This is a genomic window from Bacillus sp. D386 (assembly GCF_006346415.1).
This window is the reverse complement of record NZ_VEMV01000006.1, coordinates 192,231-211,993: the sequence shown is the minus strand read 5'-3', so window position 1 is coordinate 211,993 and position 19,763 is coordinate 192,231. Positions and strand designations below refer to the sequence as shown.

Below are 19,763 nucleotides of genomic sequence, written 5' to 3'. Positions count from 1 at the left end.
CCTTTAGAATAATCTATTGCTGCTTCTAGTATTGTAGGATTAACTATCTATCGATTTAAATATTTTAATAATTCAAATTATTCATGATATTATTCTTCCTCCGCTTTATAATGAATAAAATAGAGTTTAGTGGAGGGAATACATTGAAGAAAAAATTGATAGTACCAGTACTTTTAACATCCGCTATATTAGTAGGCTCGATTCCGGCCGGAAGTGTAATTGCACAGCCAGTTAATTCGAAAGCAGTTAGTAAGGAGTGGAATGAGAGGGCTAGCGTTCCTTTATTCGTGAAGGAGCGGTCTGCTGAAAAATACTCTTCTAGTACCCCTTCCAATGCTTTGAATTATTTGAAGAATAGTCAAGGAAAGACTGGAATCAGTAATCCGGAGAAAAACTTGAAGGTGAAAGATGTACAAAAGGATGAACTGGGCATGACGCATATCCGCTTTAATCAGACGGTAAATGGAGTAAATGTTGAAGGTTCAGACATTATCGTTCATTTTAATAAGGATAATGAAGTTGAATCCGTTAATGGTAGGATGAATCAGACACTTAGTGAATCAAAAGTGAATACAGCTGTCTCTTTAAGCAGTGAAAGAGCAGTAAAAGAAGCCTTATCCTCTGTTAAAGCCCCTGAAGAGCTGACATATGAACCTACTACTGAATTGGTTGTCTATCCTTTTAAAGGAGAAAACCATACAGTCTATAAAGTAAATGTTAACTTTATGGGTGTGGAACCTGGAAACTGGTTTGTCTTTGTAGATGCACAAACGGGTGAGATAATTGATCAGTATAATGCCATCATGCATGCCGCTGAAAGAAAAACACAAAAAGGTACAGGAATCGGTGTGCATGGAGAACGCAGAGAATTACACATTACCCGTGTAAAGGAAGCGAATTCTGGTACTAAGTTTTCTTTAGCGGATTATGCTCATGCTAACCTTGGTGGAATTGAAACATACGATGCCAAAAACGATAACACTTCCAGTAATGATACGCTTTATGTAGGGAATTCAGCTTCATTTATCAAAGACTACGATCGTGCTGCTGTCGATGCGCACTATAATTCCGAAAAAGTATACGAGTATTTTCTAAACGAGCATGGCCGTAATTCTCTAGATGGAGAGGGAATGGCAATTATATCTAAAGTCCACTATGGTACCAATTATAATAATGCTTCCTGGAACGGACGTTGGATGACCTACGGTGATGGAGATGGAGAGTTTATGATTTCTCTGGCAGCAGGTCTTGATGTAGCTGCTCATGAAATGACCCATGGTGTAATTTCTCACTCAGCTAATCTGGTTTACCGGAATCAATCAGGAGCACTAAACGAGTCTTTTGCTGACGTGTTTGGTGTACTAGTTGATGATGGTGACTGGGAAATGGGAGAGGATATTATGGCACCAGCTGCCAAAGCTGAAGGGGTGACGGTATTGCGCAGTTTAAGTAATCCTAACAGTGTAATCGTCAGCAACGAGCAAAGAAGAGAATATAGCACAAATGGTGGTGTCTATCCAGACCATATGGATGAGTTTTATCATATGCCGACTTCCGTAGATGGCGGTGGTGTCCATGTTAATTCATCTATTACAAACCATGCTGCATACTTGATCGGTCAAGAACTTGGAAGAGAAAAATTGGGGAAAATCTACTATCGAGCTTTAACGGTTTATTTAACCTCTAATTCCAATTTTAGCGATGCTCGGAACGCAATTGTGCAGTCTGCTATTGATTTGTATGGTGAAGGCAGCGAGGAAGAGGCGGCCGTACAATCTGGTTTTGATGCGGTGGGAATCTATTAATTCATCCAGATGACTTGAAGGAAGGTTAGTTTATATTTATTTGCTCCCTTAGACGATGAGTTTAAGGGATTTTTTATGTGCATATATAAACTATTAGCGATCCAGAGTAGGAAATTTCTACATTAAAAAGAGGCTGGGACATAACTAAATTTACTATGTCTAAAACCGAATGATGTATTTGATTTTTATTAATCTAAATAGAAAAAGCCGAACTATTATTAATAATTGATGTTAACACTGCATTATATAATAGTTCGGCTTTTATAGATGCTGGAGACCTTTTGTCCCAATCTCTTTTTGTCTCTTATTGAGGCAATAATATCAATGTTTGATACTCTAATTGGCTCATTGAGTTTAGTTAGGTGATAATCTCCTGTCGCCCAGTCGGAGATATCCCTTCTATTCTCATTTATTGTTTTATATAAGCAAGTCCTAGACAACCTGGGCCTGTATGGCTGCCAATGGATGGGCCGATTTCAGTGATGAATACTTGATCGAAGGATTGTTCTAATTCTAGATCTGCTTTTAAGGTTAATGCATGATCAAGATTATTAGAGTGTAAAATACAAATCATTTCTCTCTCAACATTTGAAGCTAGGAATCTTTCTTTGATTTGCTTGGTTGCACCGGATGTTTTTCGAGCTTTGCAGACAGATTCAATGACTCCATTATCTGTAACAGAAAGGATTGGCTTGATTCCGATTAGTCCACCAATCTTCGCAATAGCCGGATTTAGTCTGCCACCTCTGGCTAAGTATTGTAAGTCATTCACGTAAAATTCCACGTGGAAGGATTGTTTGTTTTCTTCCAGATATTCGACAATTTGGTCGTAGGAATACTTCTCATCTCTCATCATGCAAGCTTTAACCACTAACATACCCATAGCCATAGAACCGGTCAAGGAATCGATTACGGCGATGCGACTTTCCGGATATGAATCTAGTAATTCCAGACTTGCCAATCTAATATTATTAAACGTGCAGCTTAATGCGCTGGAAAGAGTTACACAAATGATATCATTTCCTTTTTCCAATTCTTCTTTTAATACTTGAATTGCGGCTGAAGGAGAGCTGGCACTGGTCTTGGCAACCTCGCCATTTGTTAATCTATTATAAAACTCCGTAATTTCCATTTTACGTTCGGAACCGTACTCTATTTGATCCTCAAACTGAAAATGAAGAGGAATTAATTTTATTCCATATTTTTCGATTACCTCTGCTGGGATATCGCAACTTCCATCGGTAATAATTGATATATTCTTCATGAAAACCTCCGTTAGTTATTAAACACTGTGTTGTATAAAATTTGTTATCATTGTATAATGTTGCCCCGGAAGCATCAATCATCAATTTTAATCAGAATGAAAGTTATTAAACAGAATGGGACGATTTGTTTAAGAATAGGAGTCAGAATGGATGGAAGATCGCAGAATAAGATATACCAAAAAAGTAATTAAAGACACATTTATTGAATTGTTAGAACAAAAGCCAATCAATAAAATTACCGTAACCGAGCTATGTACAAAGTCTGAAATCAATCGGGCTACCTTTTATCGGTACTATGAGGATGTATATGATTTGATGGAGAAGCTAAAGAGTCAATATGTGGATGAACTGAAGGCAGCTATCTCCATTTCAAAGGACGACTACACGATTTCGGGATTTACAAATGAAATTCTTGAGGTGATTCTAAGAAATAAGGAACTGAGCAGAATTCTCTTTACTTTGAAGAACGGAAAAGACTTTCTTGATGATGTGTTAGATATTGCCCATATGAAATGTATAGAAAAGTGGAATCGTTACGGGAAAAATGTACCGCAAACACAAGTGGGGTATCTATCAACGTTTATAACTGCTGGGACAATAGGTATCCTGAATGAATGGATTCAAAATGATTACAAGGAGTCTCCCTCAGAGATTGCCAATCTGATTGAAAATATAAGTCACTACGGTCTGGCGAAGATTATTTATGGGAAGTAATTGAAGTAACCAACTTTTAGGTGAAGGTTGGTTGCATTGGCTTTAAACCGTGGAGTATGTGCCGCAATTCAACAGTAAAATTTGATTGTTAAATAAAATCTCTTCCAGAGTTTCTATCTGGAAGAGAAACCACTTCGAAATATTTAATATTGAAGTTTATATTGTATTAAATTGAAGATTTGAAGATGCATCTATGGTATGTAATAAATTTCCTTAGGGTATATATGATTTATTAGACCGTTTGATTTTGAATTATATAACGTTTGTTTTTGGTAATATTTATACATTTACATACGGTATAAACGTTAGTAAAGTTTTTAGGGTATTGAAACATAATAAGGAGTTTAGATAACTGTGGATAAAATTTATACCCCTAGTGAATGCGCAAAAATCTTTGGAGTAACTGTTAATGCTCTAAAACAAAGAGCCATTTTAGCTGAAAAAAATGGTTATAAGATTAATCGTAATGAAAAAGGCCACAGGATATACACTGAGAAAGATTTTTCAGTATTATATCCCAAAAAGAAAGTTGATAAAGTGATCTCAGAAAATATTTCCCATTCATTAGATAATTTAGATATAAACGATACTATTAGAATTTCAAAAAAAGCATTAGAGAATGAAATGGTTGTTATAGAAGAAACTATTAAGAATTTGGAAGACGTAATTGCAAGAAAAAAAGAAGAAGTAAAGGAAAATATAATTAAGAGGGAAAAGACAGCAGAAATGTTGAAATCTATAGATATTTATTTAGGTTGATATTCTAGAATTTGATCCTGTAAATAGAAATAGCAAAAATCCATAATGAGGAGATTACTAGATAAAATAAAACATGCAAAACATAGATGTTTTGCATGTTTTATTTTAATGATTAATTAAATTTCTTCTTCCAACGTAAAGAAATCAAGCTTGAGGATATAGTGAATGACGTATATAAGCTAAAATGAAACCCCGACATTAAAATCCTCAGCAACGGCTCGCTATAGTAATTCTTCACAACTAACAATAATCCCCATACTGTGTAATTGTATTTCACTCTATTAATTATTGAATTGTGAATCCACCATCGATTGGCACAGCTGCACCGCTCATAATTTCTAATATCCTTATTAACATTACTCTAGCTTTGAAAAGCTTCCATCTTCAATAAAATCGACAAATAGTTTATAATTATCTGTAAATAGTAGATATTTTAGTCGAAGAATCATTATAATGGTATGAGATATGGTAAAAAATGAGATGAAAGGGTTTCTTAAGTAGAGCCTTTCTTTTTGCTTTGTTTAAACAGGAGAGCTTGCTCTTTTTTACAAATTAGGGGATGAGGATGGTTATAATGAGCAACATGCAGAAGAAAACAGACGTTATCTTAATTGGTGCCGGGATTATGAGCGCGACATTGGGGGCAATACTTAAAGAGTTAGCACCTGAATGGAACATCAAAGTATTTGAAAAACTTGCAAGTGCAGGGGAAGAAAGCTCAAATGAATGGAATAATGCAGGGACGGGTCATTCTGCACTGTGTGAGCTTAACTATACATCTGAAAAAGCTGATGGATCTTTAGATATTAGCAAGGCTATCAATATTAATGAGCAGTTTCAGCAATCGAAGCAGTTTTGGTCATATTTGGTTAACAGCAATTTGATTCAAAATCCACAGGATTTTATCATGCCAATTCCTCATATAAGTTTAGTGCAGGGAGAGGATAATATAACTTTTTTGAAAAAGCGTTTTAAAGCGCTTTCTAAAAATCCTTTGTTTGAAGGAATGGAATTTACAGAGAATCCAGAGAAACTAGAAGAATGGATTCCTCTTATCATGGAGGGACGCTCAACGGATGAACCGATTGCAGCCACAAAAATTGATTCAGGAACCGATGTTAACTTCGGTGCGTTAACACGTATGCTGTTTGAACATTTACATAGTAGCGGTGTAGAAGTCAATTATAGTCATAGTGTAGAAGATATTAAACGTACCACTGATGGTCTATGGCAGGTGAAGGTGCATGATTTAGAAGATGGTAAACTTGAGTACCATACGGCACATTTCGTCTTTATCGGTGGAGGAGGCGGAAGTCTCCCTTTACTTCAAAAAACAGGCATTCCGGAGTCCAAGCATATCGGAGGTTTCCCTGTAAGCGGACTGTTTATGGTTTGTAACAATCCGGAAATCGCTGAAAAGCATCATGCAAAAGTATACGGAAAGGCTAAGGTTGGTGCACCACCAATGTCTGTTCCTCATTTAGATACACGATATATCGATAATAAGAAAACGTTATTATTTGGGCCATTTGCCGGTTTTTCGCCCAAGTTCTTAAAAACTGGTTCCAACTTTGATTTATTTGGGTCCGTAAAACCGAATAATGTTATTACGATGCTGGCGGCGGGAGTTAAAGAAATGGCATTGACTAAATATTTGGTTCAGCAAGTCATGCTATCGAATGAGAAGCGTATGGAGGAATTACGTGAATTTATTCCAAACGCCAACAGCGAAGATTGGCATACAGTTGTGGCAGGCCAACGTGTGCAAGTAATCAAAGATACAGAAAAAGGAAAGGGAACACTTCAATTTGGTACAGAAGTGGTCAGTGCTGAAGATGGTTCGGTTGCTGCATTGCTCGGAGCCTCTCCTGGAGCCTCTACTGCTGTTCACGTTATGCTTAAAGTATTGGATAAATGTTTCCCTCAAAATATGAAGGAGTGGGAACCTAAAATAAAAGAAATGATTCCATCTTATGGTCTATCTTTAATGGAAAATCCTGATCTTTTCAAAGAAATTAATCAATCAACTACAGAAACACTGGGACTTTGTACAAAAGAAATGATCTGTAACTAAGCATAGCTTAATTATAAATAAGGGCAACTCACTATACTAAGCGGGTTGCCCTATCTTTATTTTATGAACAGTAGAAACAACCCTGCACTAGACTTACCAATGCAGGGTTGTTTTATTAGTACGTATTTAGTTCATTAATTGGAGTCTGAATAATGACTGGTTTCTTTTTAGGGTCTAACCATTTCAAAATCTTTTTCACGTTTGCTTCAGATGTTGCGGTGCAGCCTAAAGTATAGCTGTTGCCAATGTGGAAGAAGATTGCGCTTCCCTTATAAGGTGTTCGCTTCGTATTGTAGTTGATTACAAACCCATATGTGTAGGCTGATATATTCATATTTTCTGCACTTTTCCATTGACCCTTGGTTTTCTTTTTGGACTGCCAAGTGTTGTATAGTTTCGATTTCGGATCATCAACCCATACGTCATCCGCTGTGATTTTACGATAATTCAGCTTTGTTCCGGGATTTGCTTTTCGGCCAAAAGCTGTACCGATTGTATACTTCCCAATCGGAGACCTCTTGCCACTTTCTTTCATGTCCTTTTCCTTTGCAAATCCATACTTCCCAATATAACCTTTGGTTATTAATACAGGTACCCATTTTCCTTTAGAGTTCCTCTCGAATGTGCGGATTTCAGCTTTCGATGTATTATATCCACTTGAAGTAACGAGAATGAGTTGCTTGTTGCTTTCGACTGTCTTTAAGCCTTCAGCTAAATTTTTCGGAGCTGCGGGCTTTTTGGAAGTTAAATAGTTACTGGAAGCCCAACCGGTTTTGCTGCCAATGATTACTTTGCTCCAAGAGCCTTTCGTTTGAGTTACTTTAACTGAGCTGTTCTTTTTAACAGTTGTAACTACTTTGTACTTAGTTCCGGCTCCACTGCGAATATTTAATGTACTTGCTGTGACATACATCGTTTTAGAAGTTACTTCTGCAACAGGTTTTTTAGATGTTAAATATTTGCTGGAAACCCAGCCAGTCTTGCTTCCAACCGTTACTTTTTCCCATGAGCCTTTCGTTTGAGCTACTTTGACTGAGGTATTCTTTTTAACAGTTGTAACAACTTTGTATGTAGTTCCTGGACCACTTCGTACATTTAGTGTACTGGCCGTTACATATTTGGATGATGCAGCTTGAACGTTATTTTCCACGGGAAGACCTGAAAGAATCACGAACAGTGCGATTATGATTGCAATCCCCTTTTTGATCATGTATTCACTTCTCCTTAATAATTTATGTACTTCCTTATTCTATTTACTTCTAAATGTAGTCGTAAACGAGCTCTTCTTATTTTACTAGATTTAAATTTTTTAATCATGTGGTCCTGCCCAATTTCGTTCTATTGTTCTATGAATTTTACGGATATTTAATGAAATATTTTTAAAATTAATACATGGTTTACCAATATAGCAGATCTCAAGTAATAATTTTCAGCCAATGGATGAATGTTTATGCTAATTGCCATCGGGAAGAAGAAAAAAGAAGTGATAGAAGGGGAAAGGAGGAAATATAAAATGGAAAAAACAATTTTTATTACTGGAGCAGGGAGCGGACTCGGCAAAGGATCGGCTATTGGTCTGGCGAAAAAAGGTCATCATGTCATAGCGACGACTGAGACGACATCTCAGAAAACAGCGCTTATGCGGGAAACGAGAGACTTGGGAATAAATATGGAAGTTTTTAAGCTCGATATTACCAATCCTATTGATTTAAGAGAAATTGATAAATATGATTTTGATATTTTTGTGGCGAATGCCGCGATTAATGAAGGTGGACCGCTCGCTGAAATACCAATGGAACGGTTCCGCGCTATCTTTGAAGTGAACGTTTTTGCCACGCTTGAGACAGCTCAAATCGCTGCAAGAAAGCTGGTTAACAAAGGTATGGGCAAAATTGTTTTCTTAAGTTCAATGGCAGGCATTATGACAACTCCTTATGCAGGTCCATACGCAGCGACCAAGCATGCCATTGAAGCAATGGCTTTGACATTAAAGGATGAATTAAAAGAGTTTGGCATACAGGTGGCGACTATTAACCCGGGTTCATTTGATACGGGTTTCAACGATCGGGCTGTAGAAGAAAAATGGAAATGGTTTAATGAGGAAGAACACTTTACCCGTAAAGAAGATATGAAAGCAATGGAAGAGGGATTGAAAAATCAAATGGATCCAGAGGATATGATTGAAAAAATGATAGAAATTATCCCGGCAGAACACCATAAATTCCGTACAGTTTATCCAGAGCAAACAGAAAAACAGATGAAGGAAGCTGAACAGAAAAAGTGGGGGATGGAAGTTTAATTCGACAAAGTCTTAATATACTTTCACTCTTTTTTCTCTTTAACTACTAATTGTCACATTGTGTCCAACTTTTGATCTAGTAGGTTAGGTGTTTTAGTTTTATTTAAATTTAAATATAAGTTAAAATATTCCTGAAGCAAGAATATCATTTTTTTCGGGTAAACTTACTTTCTTTTATGTCTAGGCAAAATTAGGCTATGTTAAAGTCCGTTATGTTGGCTAAGCAGGTTTTACTTGAAATGGATCTGAGGACATTGGGTATGTCTCGCTTTTATGCTGGATTAATACGAAGTGTCACAGACAAATCCAAGTATAAATTTTAAAATCCGTATGGATAAACAGAGCCTATACTTTAATGAGGAGGTAGTTCAAAATGAAATTAGAGGGAAAAGTAGCGGTTGTAACAGGTGCAGCATCCGGAATGGGGAAAGCGATTGCAGAGCTTTATGCAAAAGAAGGAGCTAAAGTCCTTGTAACAGATCTTAACCTTGAGGGTGCCGAAAATGTAGTCGAAGGGATTACAAACAATGGTGGTACAGCGAAAGCATTGCAAGTGAACGTTGCAAAGCTTGAAGATATCGAGGGAATGATTGATACAGCTGTTAGTGAATTTGGTACATTAGATATACTTGTTAACAATGCAGGCATTATGGATGGTTTCGAACCTGTTGCGGATATACAAGATGAAAGATGGGATTTAATTTTTGATGTAAATACAAAAGGTGTTATGCGTTCCATGCGTAAGGTCGTTCCATTATTCCAGGAAAAAGGCCAAGGCATAATTATAAATATTGCTTCTACTGGTGGATTAAACGGTGCTCATGCAGGTGCAGCCTATGGTGCTTCCAAGCATGCGGTGGTTGGTCTTACTAAGAACACAGCCTTTATGTATGCAAAAGAAGGCATTCGCTGTAATGCAATCGCACCAGGTGCGGTTGAGACCAATATTTCTGCATCGATGGGAAAAGTTAATGAATTTGGAATGGGACGTTCTAGATTAGCACAAGCTGCGATTCCTAAAGTGGGACAGCCGGAAGAAATTGCAGCAGCTGCCTTATTCCTTGCTTCTGAGGATTCCAGCTTTGTAAATGGTACAGTTTTAGTAGTTGATGGTGGTTGGACTTCAGCATTCTAATAAATATTAAATAATTGATTACAATTAGGCAGCTTGTTTCTCTGATTTAGAGGGACAAGCTGCTTTTTCTTTTGAATAAGAAAATATATATTTAAATAACAAAATTTCACATAATCACTTTAAATAAAATATATTCAGTTAATAAATATTATTTTAATATAATTAATTGACAGGTGACAGGTTGTCACTTATAGTAGTCTTACTTGATAAACTGTCATGAAACTGACCAGACTAATTACATCAAGAGACTAATAAGTAAAGGGTGTCATCAAACGTATATGAAAGTACTTGAGTTGCATCATGTGAACAAACAATACCCGATTGCAGATGGTCAATACTTCCCTGCTCTTAAAGATGTTAATGTTTCCTTTGAGAAGGGAGAATTGGTCTCCATCATTGGTGAATCAGGAAGTGGTAAATCCACTCTAATGAATCTGATTGGCGGGTTGGATTCTGATTTTACCGGTTCCGTTCAGTTTGAAGGGAAGAATATTGGTGAGTTTAATGAAAAAGAAATGGATGAATATCGAAAAAATAAAATAGGCTTTATTTTTCAAAGCTTTAATCTGATTCCGCATTTGTCTGTCCTCGATAATGTCACGATTGCGATGACTTTATCGAATGTAGGGAAAGAGGAACGCATTAAAAGAGCGGAGGAGATCCTAACTCAGGTTGGTTTGAAAAATCATATTTATAAAAAGCCAAATCAATTATCCGGCGGTCAAAAGCAAAGGGTTGCGATTGCGCGTGCATTAATTAATGATCCTGAAATCATCATTGCCGATGAACCAACCGGAGCACTTGATTCTGAAACAACGGAACAAGTATTGGCGATCATAAAAGATATTGCTAAGCAAGGTAAGCTGGTTATTATGGTTACTCACTCTGAGCGAGTAGCGAACCATTCCTCAAGGGTAATCCAAATTGCAGATGGGAAAATTATCCGTGATGACAGAGGAGAACCTCTAGAACAAATGGAACCTCAATCCAATCAAGTGGAAAAGAAGGTTGGTGAAAACCTTAGCTTTGTGGCGGCCGTGAAACTTGCATTTCTGAATATGAAAGAGAAGCTTGGTAGAAATGTTTGGGTTTCATTAGGAGCAAGCATAGGAATCATGAGTGTCATCTTTTTCCTTTCATTAGGAAATGGTGTGAAGACCTATATGAATGACTCTATGAACAGTATGGTGAATCCGCTTGTCGTAGAAGTTAATATGCCTTCTGAGGAAGAGGAACTTCCGCCATCAGTGGATGAAAATCAGGCAATGATGCTATCGATGATGGGAGAACAGACACCATTTGAGGAAAAGGATATCGAGAAATTATCCGAAATCGAGCATGTTTCTTCAGTGGAAAAGGGATTTAATCTCATCTCATTTGGCTCCAATGCGGTTAAATATGGAGACAAAAAGGTTGATTTGATGATGATTACAACCATTTCATCTAACATAACAGATACGAGTATTAAGGAAGGCACTTTACCTGGAAAACAAGAAATTCTCCTTGCGGAGGGTACCGCTGAAAAATTAGGCGGAGATATGATCGGTAAAGATGTTAACGTAACGCTAATGCTTAATGAACAGTTATATGAAAAAACCTATACGGTTAGTGGAATTATTTCATTAGGCAGTCAATTTGCAGCGATGGATTTAATCTATGCCAATTATGAGGATCTGGTACAGCTTGCAGAGGATAACGGTCAGACATTGGATCCTACAAGTATCTATTTAGTTGCAGATAATGAAGAGTTTACGGAAGATATAAAAGCAAAAATCAAGGATATGGGCTACAATGGTTCATCGCAAGAAACAATGACAGCTATGATGAACGAAATGCTGGATGTTTTGACATATGTATTAACCGGGATTTCAGGCATTTCACTTTTTGTTTCAGCAATCATGATTTTGGTTGTTCTCCATATTAGTGTTGTTGAGCGTACGAAGGAAATCGGGGTCCTAAAAGCGATTGGTGCAAGACGCATGGATATTAGAAGAATTTTTGTATCTGAAGCATTCCTGATTGGATTATCGAGTGGAATTATCGGTGTTCTGGCAGCCTCTTTATTAACCTTTGTAGCTAATAGCCTTTCAACTAAATTAATTGATTTTGAAATTGTACAAATAACCCCAGCATATCTTGTTTTCGGTGTTGCTGCTAGCATCATTATTAGCATGCTTTCTGGACTTATGCCCGCCAATAAAGCGGCTAAATTGGATCCAGTTGACTCTTTACGCAGAGAGTAGGAAAGTATATGCCGAGTCAAACATTTGTGAATTTACCAGCGGAAAAGAGAATCAGGATTATTCAGGCTGCTAAGGAGGAATTTAGCCAATATTCCTTCTATGATGCATCAATTAATCGAATTATTAAAGAAGCGCAAATTCCTCGGGGAAGCTTCTATCGTTACTTTGAAAATAAAGAAGATCTGTTTCTGTATTTATTAAATGAATATAAAAGTGACCTCTTGGATCAGATTAACAGCAAGATTAACGCCGGGGTAAACCTCTTTTCAATTCACTTTCTGCTATTTGATTATATAACTAAGAAAGCGATGGATCCTGCTCATTCCAAGTTTTTGGTCAATGTATTTACGCGGACGGATAGTAAGCTAGCTGAACATTTAATGAGCTTTACGGATGTACGTGAAATGGAAGAGAAACAAGAGAAGTTTCTGAATCTAGTTACTGACACTCATTTACTAAAGGTTGAAATAAAAGAGGAATTGTTTCAAGTTATTGAGATATTGAGAACTATCACATTCAATCAAATTATCCTGGCGTTAAATGATCTTTCGACTGTAAGCCAAAAAAGAAAAGACATGGAGCGTCAATTTCATTTTATTAAATATGGTGTACTGAAATAAACAAAGTAAAAGCCTTGAACGTGTGTTCTAAACAGGTTCAAGGCTTTTTATTATAGTCAGGTAGCTTCCACTCGATCTGCAAATATATGAATATTATCTTTAAGAATAGAAGGCTGTTGGTCTGCCGGGTACGATTTTAATGCTATTTTGGCAATGAATTTCTCGAAAATTCCCAATGCGTGAGAACGAATTTCTCCACCGAAGCAGTCAATTGCTGTTGCTTGCTCAAGTAACTCATCTGGAAAGTTGGTTTGAAAGTATTTTTCAGCATTTCCGACATCAGCGCAGCAAATAAATAGACCGACCTCTTTCTGTTTAAAATCTTTAAGATGGTTTTTTACGAATTTTTTAACCGACGAATGAAGTTTCCCATAACGGATGGGACCGCCAATCAAAACAGTATCATAGGCATCCAGCGAAGGATCAGTGTGCGTAAGATCAACTAATTTTGCATGCCCATTAAAGTCTTGTTCAAGGATATGTACGCATGTTTCTGTAGTTCCGCTTTTTGAAGCATAAGCAATCAATATGTTCATGACTAATATGGCTCCCTTCTAAGATGACGTGTCTATATAAAGCATATACCCTTTTTGTCATCCTACCAAGGGGAATTATCAGAAACTTCTAGTATTATCTGACATTAGGTTTTAGAGATAGAGGGCAATCTGTAGAAATAATCTTTGGCCGCAAGTAGTTGATTGGTCCGCCAGCTACTTATCCATGGAAAAGGTTAATAGGATAAGAGAGAGGTGTATAAAGCCAATAAAAAATCCTGTCCGCTGGTTTAGCGGACAGGATTTAACATTTATTAATAGGCTATGCTGAATAAACCTTTAATGTGTGAAAGATAACGGATATTACTTGCTTCTTTCATCATTGTAGCCGGTAAGCCTTTTAATGGTGTTGAGTTCCCACCAATAATGGCTACGCCATCTTTACGTCCAAGACTTGCTAATGTTCCTGAGTTTACTGGAGCAAATACTTCAGGAAGAGTACCCTTAATGGATGCCGCAATATTATATCCGATCAATTCGCCCATTTGCCAAGCCATTTGTGCAGTTGGCGGGTATGGTCTTGCTCCAGGAGCAGGGAAGACAACTGCACTGTCACCAGCAATATAAACATCAGGATGTGAAGTAGATTGAAGATATTCATTAACTGTAGCACGGTTACGATCTACAGCTAAACCAGATTCACCAACAACAGGAAGGCCTTGTACGCCGCCAGTCCATACAAATGTGTTAGCGATAATTTTTTGACCATCTTTTAATTCGATCACATTTCCGTTTACACCTGTGACAGGAAGTCCAGTCAAGAATTGAACTCCACGATTCTCTAAGCTTGTCATCGAACGTTCAATTAAATGATCAGGAAGCATAGGTAAAATTTTTGGACCTGCTTCAACTAGGATAAATTTAAGCTCAGAAGGATCAACCATATATTTTTTAGCAACTTTAGGAGTTGTATCCGCAATTTCTCCAACTAATTCAACACCGGTTAGTCCACCGCCACCGATTACAATGGTTGCATCTGCTGGATTTTTAGTTTGTGCATATTCTTTTATTCGATCTTCGATATGCTTGTTAATTTTATTAGCATCCTCTGCTGATTTTAAGACCATACTATTTTCTTCAAGACCAGGAATGCCAAAATAAGCAGTTTGGCTGCCTAATCCAACGACTAATTTATCATAGGTTAAGATTTTTCCGCTTGAAAGGGTTACCTTTCTTTCATCTGCTGATATAGAGTCAACTTTAGAGATAATTAAATTAATATCTTTTCCTTTAAACAAACGATCTAATGGCATAGCAATTCGGCCTTCGCTAATATTGCCTGCTGCCAAGCGATGCAGTTCAGTAATAATTTGATGTGTCGGATATTGGTTAACAACTGTAATAGTAGCTTCTTCAGGAGTTAAATGCTGACGTGCTGATAATGCTGAAAGAAGACCGCCATACCCTGCTCCTAAAATAACAATTTCTTGTGCCATGATATGTTCCACCCTTGTTTGTAATTTTTTAAATCCAGTATTTTTCGAAAATTATAGAATAAGTGCTTTTTAAATAAATGAACTTTTATTTAGAACGTTCGTTGCTTACTTGAAGATAAGCGCTGGCAAAACGAAGAACCTTTTGGATTTGAGGATCTTTTAGCATTTTCATCAAACCGAATACACTGATCACTTCTTTGCTTTGTTCAGCTCTTTCCTTTGCTTCCATAGCATTGACAGCTATATGTTTGGCTGTTTTCGTAACAGGCTCTGCAAATTCCTTCGCTGTACTGGCAAAATCGTTTACTAATACTTTATCAGTAGCGACGGATTGAGCGAATTCATATGATTTGTTCAGTGCTGTTACAACTTCAGTTAATTGTGGTAATTGATTTAATAGTGTAACTAATGATTCCTGAACCTCTGGTTTTGATAATTGTTTTAACAATTCTTCTTGTGAAGCAACCGGAGAGGATTGTGTCTCTGATTGCTGTTTCATTGTGTCTGACATAGCAAATACCCCATTTCTGTTTGTTATAGCGAAAAATTAAATTAGTTATATTTATATAACCATAAATCCTCTACTTTAAGCATACTCCTTGTGTATAAATTCACAAAACTTTTTGCTCGAAAAAAGCGCTTTCATAGCAAAAAGAATACTATTTACACTATATTGATAGTGAAATATTTCATTCATCAATAGTTACCGTTGTAATTTTGATTTATAAATAATGAAAACAGGAGGATTTTTGAGGATGATAAATATGTGTAAATCTAAAATAGTTAATGGGGAGAGAGTGTGTTTAGGGCATTTTATAATAGTGAAATAATGAAGGAATAAAAAAATAGACCCTCCGAGGAGAGTCTACTTCCTGATTATTCTTGTTCACCAATAATCGTTTCGGCAATGTTTTTAGCATGATCGCCGATACGTTCAAGATTACTTAAAATATCAACGTAAACGAGGCTTGCTTGTGCAGAGCAGGATCCATTATTTAAGCGGATGACATGCTGCTTTCTTAATTGGCGCTCCATCTTATCGATTTTACGTTCCAATTCAAGCACCTTATATGCACTTTCCTTATCTTGATTCTCTATTGCCGCCATCGCTTCTTTGACCGCTTCTATAGTTAGTGTGAACATTTGAGACATGCCTTCTGTGGCCTCATCTGTAAATGTTGCTTTATTTGTATTTTTATACTCTGCAAATTCCAGAATATTTTCGAAATGATCGCCAATGCGTTCGATATCTGTAATGGTATGCATTAGAATATTATGTTCGTCAGATTCATTAGCAGACAGTGAACTTGTGGAGACTTTAACAAGATAATCTGTTATTTTGTGATCTAAATTATTAAGAGCCTCTTCAATTTGATTACCTGTATTCAATGAAGCAGTTTCATTAGTTAACAGGTAGTTATACGTTTCTTCCAATCCTTTAATAGCAAACTCGCCCATTCGCAAAGTTTCCTTTTTCGCCTGTCCAAGTGCAATAGAAGGAGATTGGTCGATGATTCGTTCATCCAGATGCTCTGGTTTATACTCAATAACAGTATCTTTTCCTGGAATGAGTTTAGTAACAATCCACGCATATACACCAATGAATGGAATCATGATCAGTGTGTTTGTAATGTTGAATGTTCCATGTGCAAAGGCAATGGTCATTTCCGGATTTAGTCCAAGTGTTTGTTGGAACCAGCCAATAAGGGACGTAAATGGAACGAGCAAAATCATAAAAATGATTGTACCGAACACATTGAAAAGTATGTGTACACAAGCAGCACGTCTAGCGGCAACTGATGCACCAATCGATGCAAGAAGGGCAGTGATAGTTGTTCCGATGTTATCTCCGAATAGTACCGGTAAGGCACCTTGCAGGTCAATAAGCCCTTCACCAAATAATCCCTGAAGGATTCCGATTGTAGCACTGGAGCTTTGTACTAATAATGTAAAGACTGTTCCTACTACAACACCGAGTATGGAATAATCACTTAAGCTGACAGTTAGATCATGAAACCATTCGAAGGTACGTAGAGGCTTCATTCCACTGCTCATAAGCTCTAGGCCATAGAATAATAATCCGAATCCAAATAGGATTTGACCGAAGTTGTGCAGCTTTTGGTTTTTAAAGAAGAATAATAAAAATGCACCGACAAAGATAATTGGTAATGCATATTCGCCAACATCAATACCGATAATGAAGGCAGTAATGGTTGTACCGATATTTGCCCCCATGATGACACCAATAGCCTGGCGGAGTGTCATAAATCCGGCACTTACCAATCCAACCGTGATAACTGTTGTACCTGAACTACTTTGAATTAAAACTGTAACTAGAATACCAACCAGAATCCCCATAATAGGGTTGGTTGTATATTTATCCAATAGATCTCTTAGTCGATCACCTGCGGATTTTTGGAGTCCATCCCCCATGTATTTGATACCGAATAGGAAGATACCCAATCCGCCGAGAAATTGAAAAAGCATTTCTTGAATACTTACATCCACTGTTTACACCTCAACATTATTTTAGAAAAATATTTTCGATTATCATTATTATTGACAAGAAGTTGAAAGTAAATACTAAACAGTCATATTTAACTATAACTTTACGGTTCCTTTACGTTCGTGTAATTTATCAATAAATTAAAAAAATATATTATTTTAAAATATAGGTTTTTGAAGAAAAACAGTGTATGGTTACATTGAATTCTGGATAGAATTAATGATTTCTATAATAGATAACAGTACCAGATATGAAAGATATGTATACTCTAAATCCTCAACTGAATGAAGAACAGTAGAAAATATGATAGACTTAATAAACAATATTTTCGGGAGAAGAGGGGGATGATTGGTGTACCTTTCCGTGAAAGAAACAGCAGAATACTTATCATTGCCGGAATCCTATCTTGAAACTCTTATCAAGCAAAAGAAAATCCGGGCTATATTTGACGGGGAGCAGTATTTGATTAACAATGATCAATTCTCCAATTATCAAGAGCAGCTGCAGGAATATAAAAAGCTTTTCCAGGAATGGTTAACTGAACCGATTCCTGAAGATTGGGATGCAAAAGATGAGGATTAATAAAACAGGAGGGCAAATTTTGCCTTCTTTTTTTTGCTTAAATCCTTATCCCATCTTCATTGCCAATTAAACAGTTAGTAACAACCAATCTTTGCATCTAATTGTAATGTCTGCAGTCATTTTTTGATATGATTTATGTAGCGTTCGTAATTATAAAAAATTCTTATTATAGGTAAGCATGCTCCTTTATTGGGGTACTAGTAAGAATATAATGGCACTTTTGAAATTATGATTTTTATTTTGGTAGGCGAGGGAGAGGTTACTTATGAATCTAGCAACAATTGGTACTAGTAGCATTACAGAACAATTTATAGATGCAGTTTTAGAAAGCGATGGTCTTTATCTAAAGGCGATTTATTCAAGAAATTTGGATAAGGCATCTCGTTTTGCGAATAAGCATGAGGTCGATCTTGTTTTTAATCAGCTGGAGGAACTAGCTAAATGTAAGGAAATCGATATTGTCTATATCGCTTCTCCGAACTCATGTCATTTTGAACAAGCGGTTTTAATGTTAGAAAACGGGAAACATGTCATATGTGAAAAACCGTTATTCTCTAATGTGGCAGAGCTGGATCAGGCATATCAAATCGCTAAAAGGAATAACGTCTATCTTTTTGAAGCCATCAGAACCCTTCATACACCCAACTTCAAGTTACTGCAGGATAATATTAGACGAGTGGGGAGAATTCGTAATATAAACTTACAATATATGAAATACTCTTCCAGATATGATCAACTACTGGAGGGGGAGATTCCTAATATTTTCTCAGCTGATTATTCAGGTGGTGCTTTGGTGGACCTAGGTGTTTATCCTCTTGCCATGGCCTTCGCCCTTTTCGGAAAACCTATCTCGACCAGCTATACTCCAGTTATGCTTGATAGTGGCGTTGATGGAGGAGGAACACTAATCCTCAAGTATTCTGATTTTGTATGTACAATTGTTTGCTCGAAAATAGTTAATTCCTATGGGTCAAATGAAATTCATGGGGAGACGGGGAATATTATCTTTCCTGGATCAGGAACCATTCAAAAGCTTGAGTATATTGATAGAGAAACAAAAGTGTGCGAACCCTTTTCAATTCCTCAAAAAGAGAATGATATGGTGTATGAAATTGATACCTTTATCGATATTATCAACCATGATAAACAGCCAGATTATCAAAAGCTAATTGAGATTAGTAGAGGGGTACTGGAAATTACAGAGTACTCCCGAAAAGAAAGTGGAATTGTATTTAGTACAGAAAGAGAATCTGAATAATTTTTTAATAGAAGGCTGCCGGCAGGGCGGTCTTCTATTTTTTATAAGCAGAGATGTTTATTAATTCAAAAAAAATACACAATTTATAGGTTTGTTTTAATTAAGGGGTGGAAAGGTAATAGTGGGAAAAACTTTGCTTTATTCTATTAATCATAAGTTCAAGGAGGAGAAGTGAGCATGATTAGGGACATTATAAACAAAACGTTTTCTATGGGAATTGGAGCAGCTGTAACAAGCAAGGAACAAATTGAAAAATTAGTGGATGAATTGGTGAAAAAGGGTGAAGTAACTCAGGCAGAATCTAAATCAATGGTGGAAGATCTAGTGAAAAAGGGTAATGAAGCCCGGACAGAATTTGAACAACAAATTAATTTAAAGGTTAAGCAACGTCTGGCAGAAATGGATCTTGCCACAAAAGAAGACATTGCACGATTGGAAAATCGAATTGCTTTGTTAGAGGAGAAAAATCAATAACAACACAAGTTTATGAATGAGCAGGTTAGGGGGGAAGCA

17 protein-coding genes are annotated in these 19,763 nt (G+C 36.7%); 11 read left to right on the top strand and 6 right to left on the bottom strand.

Annotated elements, in window-relative coordinates:
* Nucleotides 1-143: 143 nt before the first annotated feature.
* Nucleotides 144-1,805, top strand: a complete 1,662-nt coding sequence (locus FHY45_RS18305; protein ID WP_066108356.1) for a M4 family metallopeptidase — start codon at nt 144-146, stop codon at nt 1,803-1,805.
* Nucleotides 1,806-2,214: 409 nt separating this feature from the next.
* On the opposite strand, the gene FHY45_RS18300 is transcribed toward FHY45_RS18305, so the two are convergent.
* On the bottom strand, nt 2,215-3,069 hold the full coding sequence (locus FHY45_RS18300; RefSeq protein ID WP_139892742.1) for a DegV family protein: 855 nt from the start codon (nt 3,067-3,069) through the stop codon (nt 2,215-2,217).
* Nucleotides 3,070-3,220: 151 nt separating this feature from the next.
* On the opposite strand from FHY45_RS18300, the gene FHY45_RS18295 reads away from it, so the two are divergent.
* From FHY45_RS18295 to FHY45_RS18285, 3 genes are all read left to right on the top strand, one after another.
* Complete coding sequence (locus FHY45_RS18295; protein ID WP_066108350.1) at nt 3,221-3,784, top strand: TetR/AcrR family transcriptional regulator; 564 nt, start codon at nt 3,221-3,223, stop codon at nt 3,782-3,784.
* A gap of 354 nt (nt 3,785-4,138) precedes the next feature.
* Entirely contained in the window at nt 4,139-4,543 is a 405-nt protein-coding gene (locus FHY45_RS18290; protein ID WP_139892741.1) for a MerR family transcriptional regulator, read from the top strand.
* Nucleotides 4,544-5,117: 574 nt separating this feature from the next.
* Nucleotides 5,118-6,617 (top strand): malate:quinone oxidoreductase, encoded by a 1,500-nt coding sequence (locus FHY45_RS18285; RefSeq protein WP_139892740.1) that lies wholly within the window; start codon nt 5,118-5,120, stop codon nt 6,615-6,617.
* Nucleotides 6,618-6,732: 115 nt separating this feature from the next.
* On the opposite strand, the gene FHY45_RS18280 is transcribed toward FHY45_RS18285, so the two are convergent.
* Complete coding sequence (locus tag FHY45_RS18280) at nt 6,733-7,827, bottom strand: SH3 domain-containing protein (RefSeq protein ID WP_066108340.1); 1,095 nt, start codon at nt 7,825-7,827, stop codon at nt 6,733-6,735.
* Nucleotides 7,828-8,130: 303 nt separating this feature from the next.
* Here FHY45_RS18280 and FHY45_RS18275 point away from each other — a divergent pair, with 303 nt between their 5' ends.
* The 4 genes from FHY45_RS18275 (at nt 8,131) to FHY45_RS18260 (ending at nt 12,914) form a co-directional block, all read left to right on the top strand.
* A complete protein-coding gene (locus tag FHY45_RS18275; protein ID WP_139892739.1) occupies nt 8,131-8,916 on the top strand; it encodes an SDR family oxidoreductase in 786 nt (261 codons plus the stop codon).
* A 373-nt stretch (nt 8,917-9,289) separates the two neighbouring features.
* The gene (locus FHY45_RS18270; protein WP_066108337.1) at nt 9,290-10,051 is read left to right on the top strand and encodes an SDR family oxidoreductase; all 762 of its coding nucleotides are present in this window, start codon (nt 9,290-9,292) and stop codon (nt 10,049-10,051) included.
* A gap of 278 nt (nt 10,052-10,329) precedes the next feature.
* Nucleotides 10,330-12,294, top strand: coding sequence for an ABC transporter ATP-binding protein/permease (locus tag FHY45_RS18265; protein ID WP_139892738.1), 1,965 nt, complete (start codon nt 10,330-10,332; stop codon nt 12,292-12,294).
* An 8-nt stretch (nt 12,295-12,302) separates the two neighbouring features.
* On the top strand, nt 12,303-12,914 hold the full coding sequence (locus tag FHY45_RS18260; protein ID WP_066108333.1) for a TetR/AcrR family transcriptional regulator: 612 nt from the start codon (nt 12,303-12,305) through the stop codon (nt 12,912-12,914).
* 56 nt (nt 12,915-12,970) lie between these two features.
* On the opposite strand, the gene FHY45_RS18255 is transcribed toward FHY45_RS18260, so the two are convergent.
* The 4 genes from FHY45_RS18255 to FHY45_RS18240 all read right to left on the bottom strand — a co-directional run bounded on the left by FHY45_RS18255 (nt 12,971) and on the right by FHY45_RS18240 (nt 17,412).
* Nucleotides 12,971-13,450 (bottom strand): flavodoxin domain-containing protein, encoded by a 480-nt coding sequence (locus FHY45_RS18255; protein ID WP_066108330.1) that lies wholly within the window; start codon nt 13,448-13,450, stop codon nt 12,971-12,973.
* A 272-nt stretch (nt 13,451-13,722) separates the two neighbouring features.
* A complete protein-coding gene (locus tag FHY45_RS18250) occupies nt 13,723-14,904 on the bottom strand; it encodes an NAD(P)/FAD-dependent oxidoreductase (protein ID WP_139892737.1) in 1,182 nt (393 codons plus the stop codon).
* Nucleotides 14,905-14,989: 85 nt separating this feature from the next.
* Entirely contained in the window at nt 14,990-15,415 is a 426-nt protein-coding gene (locus FHY45_RS18245; RefSeq protein ID WP_066108324.1) for a DUF1641 domain-containing protein, read from the bottom strand.
* Between the two features lie 365 nt (nt 15,416-15,780).
* On the bottom strand, nt 15,781-17,412 hold the full coding sequence (locus FHY45_RS18240) for a Na/Pi cotransporter family protein (protein ID WP_175354313.1): 1,632 nt from the start codon (nt 17,410-17,412) through the stop codon (nt 15,781-15,783).
* A 349-nt stretch (nt 17,413-17,761) separates the two neighbouring features.
* On the opposite strand from FHY45_RS18240, the gene FHY45_RS18235 reads away from it, so the two are divergent.
* The 3 genes from FHY45_RS18235 to FHY45_RS18225 all read left to right on the top strand — a co-directional run bounded on the left by FHY45_RS18235 (nt 17,762) and on the right by FHY45_RS18225 (nt 19,724).
* On the top strand, nt 17,762-17,992 hold the full coding sequence (locus FHY45_RS18235) for an excisionase family DNA-binding protein (RefSeq protein WP_066108321.1): 231 nt from the start codon (nt 17,762-17,764) through the stop codon (nt 17,990-17,992).
* 265 nt (nt 17,993-18,257) lie between these two features.
* A complete protein-coding gene (locus FHY45_RS18230; RefSeq protein WP_066108319.1) occupies nt 18,258-19,250 on the top strand; it encodes a Gfo/Idh/MocA family protein in 993 nt (330 codons plus the stop codon).
* A gap of 177 nt (nt 19,251-19,427) precedes the next feature.
* A complete protein-coding gene (locus tag FHY45_RS18225; protein ID WP_225983642.1) occupies nt 19,428-19,724 on the top strand; it encodes a phasin family protein in 297 nt (98 codons plus the stop codon).
* Nucleotides 19,725-19,763 lie beyond the last annotated feature (39 nt).